Origin of the sequence: Sulfuricurvum sp., assembly GCF_049305995.1 — a bacterium.
Classification (GTDB): domain Bacteria; phylum Campylobacterota; class Campylobacteria; order Campylobacterales; family Sulfurimonadaceae; genus Sulfuricurvum.
In genome coordinates this window covers 1-10,612 of the sequence record NZ_JBAQPS010000165.1, presented here as the reverse complement: position 1 = coordinate 10,612, position 10,612 = coordinate 1, and the positions used below count along the sequence as shown (strand labels likewise).

Below are 10,612 nucleotides of genomic sequence, written 5' to 3'. Positions count from 1 at the left end.
AGGTTTTTTTATACATCAAAGTCGTTATATTCCAGTTCTGAATAGGCTTAATAAAATACGCCAACTCGAAATAGATATTCTTGAATATATCGGTTCCTTATGCAACAAACAAAATCAAAATTTTGTTGTAACAGTCTCACCGATTACTCTACGTAATTCTTATTTTTTTGAGTATGCTTTACGATTGTTTGAACGATATCCTTTAGCGTATCAAAAAATTATATTAATGTTTGAAGAAAAAGAATATTGCTATCAATTCGATCGTTTTGTCTTACAAATAGCACAGTATCGAAAAGCAGGATACAAGATTGCAATCGACAGGTTAGGTGGAAATCATACTACGCTTTTATATCTTAAAGAACTAAATGTCGATATGGTACGATTTGATTCACTTTATTCACGCCATATAAAAGAGATAGGTTACCAAAATATTATTCAAGGGCTTAATCTTAGTTCTCACTTGTGCGGTGCGAAGACGTGGATATCAATGATCGAAGATGAAAATAGCGATCATTTTGCTCAATCATTAAAAATCGATTATCGACAGGGAAATTATCTGGGTAAAATTTTAACCTTGGAACAATTATAAAGGATAAAAATGAAGTATGGTGAACAAATTGTTGAAAATTTTAACCTTGAAAAAGATTTTGAAATTTGGCCGAATCAACATGAACGTGATTATGTAATCAAGGTGACATTACCGGAATTTACCTGTCTCTGTCCTCGTAGCGGATATCCCGATTTTGCAACAATCTATGTCGAATATACACCGGATAAATGGGTGGCTGAACTCAAAGCGATCAAGTTGTACATTAATTCGTTCAGAAACCGCCATATTTCGCACGAAAACAGTGCAAACGAGATCTACACCACTTTTGAGTCTAAAATCGCTCCTAAGCACTTAAAAGTGGTTGCAGACTACTATCCTCGCGGTAATGTTCATACGGTTGTTGAGATTGACAGCGAGAAAATGGTAAAAGAAAAATAAATGGTTTAAATTTTTCGGGCTTGAATTACGCGTATGTGAGTAGGAGATTTTTTTGCTTGTTTTTTCTCTTGAGTAAATAAGTATTGCAAATGTTCTCCGGTCAAAGGAGTGGGACCTTTACCTATCTGGATAACAACAGCACTCACACTTAGAAGTTTAAATTCTTTAACAATTCCTTCGCGATCTTCTGCAATAATAAATCCTCTTTCCCGATCTTTGGTATCATAAAATTCTTGGACATCATCTATAAATTTTTGAATTAAATTTTGAATTTGATTTAGAATAGATTCGAATGGGGTAGATTCGGTTATAAAGGTACCCATAAAAAAATCATCTCCACCTATATGCCCTTTAAAAAAATCGGGAGATAATGTTTTATGCATAAGTTCGGCAAACAGTAAAATCACTCGATCCCCATTTCTAAATCCGTAATAATCGTTATAGGGTTTGAAATGGTCGAAATCGAAATAGGCAACCACTGCTTCATTGTTCGTTTCAAGAGTTTGGGCAATAAATTCGTTAATTCTAAAATTACCGGGTAAACGGGTAAGGGGATTTTGATCCCGAGCAGAGATAAGATTACGCTCATGAATAACTTCAATGATTTCGCGTGCGCTGAAATAGCCGATATAACGTGAAGATTCAATAACTAAAACACCCGGAGCATTAGAAGAAAGAGAAAAAAGTTCGATAATGGTTTCTAATGGCATGGATATATCAACAACGGGGATTGGTTCGATATAGGTATCTAATACCGAGAGATTGGAAGAACGATTTTGGATTAATGATCGTCCATAAGGGGAATAAATGACCGATTTTAAACGGTGTTCATGGATAATTCCTTTAGGAAATGAGGCAGAATCAACGACAGGAACCAAAAAAAGTTTGTCATCGGCTTTGAGAAGATCGAGCAGAGATTCCATCGTATCTCCAATAACGATCGGTTTGAGAAGCTCAAGGCGCTTGAGGATAATATCCTGATCGGATTTAAAACGATGATCACGAATTATGGCTCCTGCAACGTGAGGATAAGTAGAATCAATTTGGGTAACATTAATTGTGGGATAAGCGATGTAATACCCCTGGATCATATTTACCCCGATCTCTTTACACACAAAAAATTCTTGATCGGTTTCTACCCCTTCCGCAATTACTCTGCATCCAATCAGTGCTGCAAGCTGAACCATATTTCGAGTTAAAAGTTTTTTCTTAGGGTCTTTATCGATTGAATGTAAAAAGAAACGGTCAATTTTAATAATATTGGGTGTGGAGTGATATAAGAGCTTATAGCCTGAATGACCAATTCCAAAATCATCAATAGCAATGGAAAATCCTTCATCGCTATAATGTTTCATTAATCGGTTGAAATGAGCTATATTGGTGATTTCGTTCCGTTCTGAGATCTCAAATACCATATGTTTATGATTGAGTCCATAATTTTTTAAGATACGAAACGTATTTCCTTTTGAAAAGTTTGTCGTATCTAATACTCGATTATCAAGATTGTAGAAAAGTTTTAGATTTTCGAAACCCTCAATCGTACGAAATTTTTCTATTACTTTTTCTCGCAACCGAAGATCGAATTCATAAAGCACGTCTTCTTTATAAAGGTGATCAAAAAATGCTTCAATACTGATAAATCCTAAAACATCTGTACCCCGAAGAAGGGCTTCAACACCAAAAGTAATCCCCGAATGGATATCAACAATCGGTTGAAATGCGATATCCAAAACATTGTAACAATGATCGTAATAAGGGTGTAAAGGTTCCATTTGGAAAGTATAGAAACTATCGATCTCAAATGGGTTACAAATATACCGGCAATAGTGTATAAAATGTAATGACACGGTAATTTGTCTGATATAGAGTATGTAAATTTTTTTGAGGAATTTCGATGAAAAAAATATTTTTATTTATCCCTATTGCTTTGGCGGTAGGGGGTGGATTGTTTTGGATGAATTCACAAGGATTTTCATCTCAAAATAGTGTTGTTGAAGAGACATTATCTTCTAAAAGTCCAGAACAATTATTTTCCTTAAGTCAGGAATCATTGAAATTGATAATACGACATGGAGATAAAGAATCGACTCTTGTACTGAATGAGTCTGTGAGCACATTAGAAACGATGTTGGACAAATATAAACAACAAGGACTCAATGTTAATAAAGCTGAAAGTTTAATTGCTCAGTACAAAGAAGACAGTCGTATTTTGAGTGATGCCGCACAGCCATTTTTGGAAAAATTACATCAGTATGATAGCGAAGAAGATCGCACAGAAGCAGAGTTTCTCCTTTCTATAGAGCAGATTGGACTACGTGATATTCAATTAGAGTATAAAAAATTATGTCGATTGCGTCTGGATTATCTTAAAGAACCATCCGTTGAACTGGAAGATGAATATCGTATACATTCATCAGCATTACTACAGATAATACGGGAACTTTATCTCGATAGCAGCATTGAAAAACCTCTTTACGCACACATTAATAATCATAAAGGGTATTTTGAAACGGTAGGTTTATATTATAAAAAGGCAGGAATAGAAAGGGTACATCGTTTACGTGAAAACAGTTATGCTATAAAAACAGAGCTTCAAATGCTTCCGACAATGTGAATGTTCGGCGAGTGGAATATAAGTTTTTAATGCTTTTTTTACAAGATTTATTCCGATTTACTGGCAAAAACTTATTATGATAAGTATCCAAAAAAATTCAGATTGTATAGATGCTTTAACGGTAGTAATGAATTCTGAATGGACGAAAGAGTCACTCTCAAAGAGCTATTCCATCGACAAAGAGATTCTCCGTATATCGGCTCCATCGGTTTTCTTTGATTTTTCCGAGTGTACCCGTATCGATTCAGCCGGAGCGATAGAGATAATTCGACTGAAAAATGCGATACTCGCAAAGGGATGTCGAATCGAGTCTATCAATCTCAGCTCAGAAGATCAAAAACTGCTCCAGTTTTATGAAAAAAACTTTTCGAATAAACCTCCGCTACCAACTCTAAACCCCCATATTATTGAATCTTTCGGACGAGGGATCGTCGATACGGTTGAGGGGATCGGTGATTTTTTATCGTTTGTCGGTGAGGGGGTCGCCGCAACACTAAAAGTGATGATAAAACCGTGGAGTTTTCGTTTTAGCTCTTTTATAAAACATGTAGATATTGCCGCGATCCGAGCTATACCGATCATTATGATCCTTTCATTTCTCATCGGCTTGGTCGTAGCGTATCAAAGTGCGGGGTATCTCAATAAGGTGGGAGGGGATATTTTCGTCGTCGATTTGAGCGTTATGTCGGTTTTTCGTGAGCTCTCGCCGATGATCGCTGCTATTTTGATCGCTGCTCGGAGCGCCAGTGCCTTTACCGCAGAGATCGGAACGATGAAAATAACCGAAGAGATCGATGCAATGCGCACTATGGGTCTCGATCCGTTTGTCTTTTTAGTACTGCCCCGTGTTTTTGCGCTGATCCTGATGATGCCGCTTATCATTTTCGCCGCCGATATCGCAGGGATGATGGGGGCGTTGGTCGTAGCGAATCTCCATTTGGGTATCAGTGTCAATGAATTTATCGATCGGATGTATCTCGAAATCTCGATTAACGAGCTCTACGTCGGTTTGGGAAAATCTCCGATTTATGGGGGGATTATCGCGGTTGTCGGGTGCTACCGTGGATTTCAGGTGAGCGGAAGTACGGAGAGCATCGGAGCACTGACCACGAAAAGCGTCGTGAGTGCGATCTTTTGGGTCATTATCTGTGATGCCTGTATCGCGATGGCTTTGACAAAGTTGGGCATATGAATCCAGTGATCAAAGTCGAGAACATTATTACTAAATTTGATCATCAAATCGTCCATGATGGGGTATCGTTCGAGGTAAAAAAATCGGAAATTTTCGGAATTCTAGGGGGGAGCGGTGCGGGAAAATCAACCCTGATGCGTCAGCTCATCATGCTCCAAAAATTTCACTCCGGTTCAATCGAAATTTTAGGAGAATCGATCCGAAATATTGATACGAAAGGCTCTCAAAGGCTTCGGCAAAAATGGGCTGTTTTGTTTCAATTCGGTGCCCTTTACTCCTCTATGAATGTGTTGGAAAATATCTCTTTGCCATTGATAGAGCATACGAATCTCTCAAAAAATTTGATCGAAAATATCGCCATGACTAAACTAAGTATGGTGGGATTACCCCCATCTGCTGCCTATTTGTACCCCAGAGAGCTAAGCGGCGGGATGAAAAAAAGAGTTGGTTTAGCGCGTTCTCTGGCACTAGACCCTGAACTGCTTTTTTTAGATGAGCCTACCAGTGGGTTAGACCCCTCTAGTGCTGAAGCGTTTGATCGGCTGATCGTCGAGTTGCGGGACATGTTGGGCTTTAGTGTTGTGATTGTGACGCATGATTTGGATACGATCAAAACGGTGCTGGATCGTTTTATCGTTTTGCATGATAAAAAGGTCTGTTTTGACGGTAACTATGATGAGGTGGTTCGAAGTAATCAGCCGTTTTTAAATGAATTTTTAAAGGTGATGTAATGGAGAGAAACGCAAATTTTATTTTCGTAGGGGTGATCGCACTGTTCGGTCTGATTTCTCTGGGAATTTTTGCCTTTTGGTTGGGGAAATACGGCTCAAATGAGGATCAATTTCAGAGCTATCGCACCTATGTATCAGAATCGGTTGCAGGATTAAAAGGCTCTTCTCCGGTGCGGTTAAAAGGGATCGATGTCGGGTTTGTCGAAGAGGTGCGGATTGACGGTGAAAACCCGGAGAGGATTTTAATCGATTTCAAAGTCGAAAAAAATACCCCCATAAAAACTGATAGCGTCATTGTACTGAACTCTCAGGGGATTGCGGGGATCGGTTATTTGGAGATCAAAGGGGGGACGAACGGATCGCCGTTTTTGAGTGCGGTCGATAAAAGTGAGCGTCCGGTTCTGATCTCAAAGCCCTCTATGATAAGTGTTATGACCGATAAGGCCGAACTGATCCTCTCTCATATCGATAAAACAGTGCTCAAAATCGATCAACTGGTCAGCGAACGCAATATCCAAAACACGACGACGAGTTTGGAAAACCTCTCGCTGATATCGACGGAGTTAAAAAACAATCGTCAGGATATGACAACGTTACTCAAAGGGGCGATAGAGGTGGAGAGTAATACCAATCAAACCATCAAAGCGTTTTCCTCTTTGGCGCAAAAGAGCGACTCTGTTTTAGAGGAGACGAAAACATTGGCTCAAGAGAGTACATCCTTTGTTCGTGAGATCAAACAATCCGATCCCATGGGCAAACTCAACGTGACGCTAGAAAACTCCAATCAGGCGATCGAAGAGGGAAAAAATATGATTCGAGAAGGGACGATACTCATCAAATCACTCCAAGAGAGCCCTAGTGATTTACTTTTTAAATCTAAATCTTCAGTATCTATTCCCGAAAATGAGCGATAAAATGATTCAAAACGGATGATTTAAGAGGTCTTTTTTGGTAAAAGAGATGATTGGATTGAAATAGCATAGGCGGATAAAGAAGATGGAGCGGACGCTCCAGAAAAATCAACCGAATTTACCGGTAATATATTCTTGAGTAAGTTTCTCTTTTGGGGTGACAAACAGTTCTTCAGTATGACCCAGTTCCACCAAATCTCCTAAATACATGAAGCCGGTGTAGTCACTGACACGAGCGGCTTGCTGCATATTATGGGTAACGATGATGATGGTAACACGCTCTTTGAGCTCGATCACCAGTTTTTCGATCCCTTGTGTAGAGATCGGATCAAGTGCCGATGTCGGCTCGTCAAAGAGCAAAACTTCAGGCTCTACGGCAATCGCGCGGGCAATACACAAACGTTGTTGCTGTCCACCTGAGAGACCGTTTGCATCGTGTTTGAGACGGTCGCTTACCTCTTTCCAGATGGCGGCATCTTGAAGTGCTTTTTCAACCCGTCCGTCGAGTTCGCTTTTATTTTTAATCCCTTGAAGACGTAATCCATAGGCGACGTTGTCATAAATCGACATCGGAAACGCCGTTGGTTTTTGGAAGATCATTCCGATTTTGGTACGAAGGTGGATAAGATCTTCTTTTTCACCTAAAATATTGTGCCCTTCGAATTCGATCTCCCCTTTGTAGGTATTTCCCGGATAGAGATCGTGAATACGGTTAAATGAACGGAGAAGCGTCGTTTTACCACATCCTGATGGACCAATTAGTGCCGTTACAGAGTGTCTAGCAATCGGCATTGTTATCTTTTTGAGACTTGGTGCCGGAGCCCCTTTGTAGGTGAATTCGAAATCGCGTACGTTAAGAGCACACTCTTCTTTAGGTATTTCAATGATACTTGCCATAATAAGTTACTTCCTTTTACCGAAATGGAGGACTAAGCGTCCAAAAATATTGAGTCCGAGAATAAACATTGTGAGGATAAAGGCAGCCGCCCATCCGAGCTGTTGCCAATCATCATAAGGGCTGATCGCATAGTTAAACATCGTCACTGTCAGTGAGGGCATTGCCTGATTTAGATCAGTGGTGTAAAAGTTATCGTTAAAAGAGGTAAAGAGCAATGGAGCAGTTTCTCCTGCCACACGGGCAATACCTAGCAGTACCCCGGTCAAAATCCCCGCTTTGGCTCCACGATAGACGACATCCATAATTACTTTGTATTTTGGTGCACCTAGAGCAAACGCCGCTTCACGGAGCGTTGATGGGACGAGCTGAAGCATATCATCGGTGGTGCGTAAAATAACCGGAATCATAATGATAGCCAATGCAATCGCCCCTGCCCATGCGCTAAAATGTCCCATAGGCATAACGACAATCGCATAAACGAACGCTCCGATAACGATGGAAGGAGCTGACATCATGATATCCGAAATATCACGGATGGTGTGGGCGAGTTTAGAGTTTTTGCCGTATTCGCTGAGGTACGTTCCCGCCATAATCCCCAGCGGTACACCGATGAGGGTAGCGAGTGAAATCAAGATCAGCTGACCGACAAGGGCATGTTTGAGACCGCTGTCTTCATATCCCGGAGGAGAACCCTCGTAGATGAAGATATTCCAGTTAAGGGCATCGATCCCTTTCATCATTAAGACTCCGAGAATCCAAAACAAAAACCCTAGGGCGATGATGGTGCTAAAGGTGGAGAACCCGAGTGCGACTTTGTTAATCAATATGCGTTTTTGAACGGCTGTCATGAAGCTTTTCTCACTTTACGTAAAAAGTAGAATTTCGCGATAGCGATAACAACGAAGCTCATGATGAGCAATGTCAATGCCAATCCGAAAAGGCTGGAGAAATAAAGGGAGCTGTCTGCTTCGGTAAACTCATTGGCAAGGGTTACCGGAATCGAGGTGGTTGGATCCATAATGGAACTTGGGGTATGATGAACATTCCCCATGACAAACGTAACCGCCATTGTCTCACCGATTGCACGACCCAAAGCGAGGATGAGTGAACCGATAATCCCTGCTTTTGCATACGGGATGATGACGTCTTTAATAACGTCCCATTGTGTTCCGCCGAGTGCATATGCCGATTCTTTGAGGATATCGGGGGTGGTGTTCATCGCATCGCGGGTAACGGCTGCCATAAACGGCAAAATCATGATTGCCAAAACGATCCCTGCTGCAAACAAACCGATCCCCATTCCTCCGAAGATATCGCGTAAAATCGGGACGAAGAAAAACAATCCCCACATACCGTAGATAACCGATGGGATTGCCGCGAGGAGTTCGACGCTCACACCGAAGAACCCTTTTATCTTATCATGAGCGATTTCGCTGAGGAAGATAGCAACTCCGATAGCGATAGGAATGGCGAGAAGCATTGCCAAAAACGTCGATGCAACGGAGCCGAAAATGGCGGCATACGCTCCGAATTTATCGAGATTGGGAGCCCATTCGTCTTTGGTGATGAAATCCAGACCAAAAGCATTCATAGCTTCGGTCGATTGGTTAAAAAGTACCACAAATATCCATGCGACGATGAAGAGGATCAGCAACGCGCTGGTTCGGGTCATGTTCAGGAAAATTTTATCAATCATGCCAAGCCTTGAGTCAAAAAATATATGCAATTTTATTACATAATCATTACAAGTCTGTTACCAAATGCTTTTTAAGCCATTCTAAGGCTTGAGTGCGGGTCTCAAATACTTGATCGAGCTGAGCTTTATAAGCGTTATCCAGTATCGATTTAAAACGGTGAGAGGGGGTGAGTCCCAGAGCTATCAAATCTCGTCCATACAACAAGGGCAAAGGTGGTTTTTTTAAGACATTTAACGTATCGGCACATCGGTACAGCCAATCGCCGGCATCAAAAGTTTGAGGGTTTGCTTCATTAAAAGATCGACCGAAAAAATCAGCTTTGGAGAGAAGAATTAAATCCTCAATACACACCTTTGTGCTTAAATGAAGAATATCACTGTTGCTAGCTTTGCGTCGATAAAATTTACGAGGCCACCCATGATAATAAATCAGAGGGAGGATGGAGGCGATAAGTGCTTTGTCTTCAGTAATTTTATTCAGCCAGGTACGAGCGATATTTACACCTATTTCCGCATGTTTCGGGGCATTTAATACATTGTTTATGGTGATAGTTGTAACCGGTTTACCGATATCGTGCAGGAGAACAGACAACATCAAAACCATATCTTTTCGCCATTCTCCGCTGCGCAAGGTTGCCATAAAATCGAGTGCCATTAGGGTATGCGTCCATACAGAACCCTCTGGGTGGGATAGGGGGTCTTGAGGGGTATGCTCAAAACATTCTAACGGTGTGAAAAAAGGTAGTCCTCCCATTTCTTTGAGTAATTTCATTCCGATTGAGGGGTGAGCGCTTTTAATAAAAAGCTTTTTTAGCTCTTCAAAAATCCTCTCTTTTGGGAGTTCTTCGAGAGAGCCGTCGGCAATCATGCTTTGACATAGAGATAATAACGTGTCATCGCATGTCAGCTCAAATCGAGCTGCAAATTGTACGGCACGCAACACTCTCAGCGGATCATCGATAAAGGTTTGCGGGTCAACACAACGTAGTATTTTGTGTTTTAAATCTTTTATACCTCCATAGGGATCGATAAGCGTTTGCGTGAGGGGATCGTATCCTATGGAGTTGATAGTGAAATCACGACGACGTGCTGCTGAGGCATAATCCATTTCGTGATGCCATGCCATTTCGAACCCTTTGTGTCCGGTGCCGTATTTGGATTCGGTTCGAGGCGGAGAAAAATCGATGCTATAGCCATCGAAAACGAGCTTGAGGATACCGAAGCTTTTTCCATAGATGCCCACTTTTCCAAAAGGGCTTAAAAGGGCTTCGAGTTTATCGAGAGAGGTAATTCCATAGAGTTCTATGTCTAAATCTTCGGTGCTGTATCCGCTCAAAAAATCGCGTACATATCCTCCTACGATAATCGCTTTAATCCCATGATGTGCGAGATGCTCAATCAATTGGATTAAAGAGGAGGAGAGGGGAATCATTTTTTGGGTATTTTCTTTTTTTCGATTAGATTGTCAAGTGAAAAACTAAAAGTAGAACCGATCCCAAGCGTACTTTCGATACGGAGGTCGGAATCGTGCAATTTTAGGATATAACTGACGATGGATAGCCCTAGACCCATCGAGTTGTCC

Annotated in this window: 11 protein-coding genes; 6 read left to right on the top strand and 5 right to left on the bottom strand. The window is 41.0% G+C overall.

What is annotated here, in order from left to right; genetic code table 11:
- Positions 1-589 (top strand): EAL domain-containing protein (locus WA010_RS05620; protein WP_422556165.1); only part of this gene is annotated, 589 nt, incomplete at its 5' end.
- Between the two features lie 9 nt (positions 590-598).
- Positions 599-988, top strand: coding sequence for a preQ(1) synthase (gene queF / locus WA010_RS05615; RefSeq protein WP_422556164.1), 390 nt, complete (start codon positions 599-601; stop codon positions 986-988).
- Between the two features lie 5 nt (positions 989-993).
- On the opposite strand, the gene WA010_RS05610 is transcribed toward queF, so the two are convergent.
- Positions 994-2,760: a GGDEF domain-containing protein gene (locus WA010_RS05610; RefSeq protein WP_422556163.1), complete on the bottom strand. Its 1,767-nt coding sequence runs from the start codon at positions 2,758-2,760 to the stop codon at positions 994-996.
- A gap of 122 nt (positions 2,761-2,882) precedes the next feature.
- Between WA010_RS05610 and WA010_RS05605 the strand changes: the two genes are divergently transcribed.
- The 4 genes from WA010_RS05605 (at position 2,883) to WA010_RS05590 (ending at position 6,439) form a co-directional block, all read left to right on the top strand.
- A complete protein-coding gene (locus tag WA010_RS05605; protein WP_422556162.1) occupies positions 2,883-3,602 on the top strand; it encodes a hypothetical protein in 720 nt (239 codons plus the stop codon).
- Between the two features lie 127 nt (positions 3,603-3,729).
- A complete protein-coding gene (locus WA010_RS05600) occupies positions 3,730-4,794 on the top strand; it encodes an MlaE family lipid ABC transporter permease subunit (protein ID WP_422556161.1) in 1,065 nt (354 codons plus the stop codon).
- A complete protein-coding gene (locus tag WA010_RS05595) occupies positions 4,791-5,525 on the top strand; it encodes an ABC transporter ATP-binding protein (protein ID WP_422556160.1) in 735 nt (244 codons plus the stop codon). Before WA010_RS05600 ends, WA010_RS05595 begins: the two co-directional genes overlap by 4 nt.
- Positions 5,525-6,439 carry an MlaD family protein gene (locus WA010_RS05590; protein WP_422556159.1) on the top strand — a complete coding sequence of 305 codons (915 nt, stop codon included), beginning with the start codon at positions 5,525-5,527 and terminating at the stop codon, positions 6,437-6,439. The genes WA010_RS05595 and WA010_RS05590 overlap by 1 nt, the downstream gene beginning before the upstream one ends.
- 105 nt (positions 6,440-6,544) lie before the next feature.
- On the opposite strand, the gene pstB is transcribed toward WA010_RS05590, so the two are convergent.
- From pstB to WA010_RS05570, 4 genes are read right to left on the bottom strand one after another with little or no spacing between them, the layout of a single operon-like run.
- Positions 6,545-7,333 carry a phosphate ABC transporter ATP-binding protein PstB gene (gene pstB, locus WA010_RS05585; RefSeq protein ID WP_422556158.1) on the bottom strand — a complete coding sequence of 263 codons (789 nt, stop codon included), beginning with the start codon at positions 7,331-7,333 and terminating at the stop codon, positions 6,545-6,547.
- A 6-nt stretch (positions 7,334-7,339) separates the two neighbouring features.
- Entirely contained in the window at positions 7,340-8,182 is an 843-nt protein-coding gene (gene pstA / locus WA010_RS05580) for a phosphate ABC transporter permease PstA (protein ID WP_422556157.1), read from the bottom strand.
- On the bottom strand, positions 8,179-9,030 hold the full coding sequence (pstC, locus tag WA010_RS05575) for a phosphate ABC transporter permease subunit PstC (RefSeq protein WP_422556156.1): 852 nt from the start codon (positions 9,028-9,030) through the stop codon (positions 8,179-8,181). Before pstC ends, pstA begins: the two co-directional genes overlap by 4 nt.
- 46 nt (positions 9,031-9,076) lie before the next feature.
- Positions 9,077-10,462 (bottom strand): CCA tRNA nucleotidyltransferase, encoded by a 1,386-nt coding sequence (locus tag WA010_RS05570; protein ID WP_422556155.1) that lies wholly within the window; start codon positions 10,460-10,462, stop codon positions 9,077-9,079.
- Positions 10,463-10,612 lie beyond the last annotated feature (150 nt).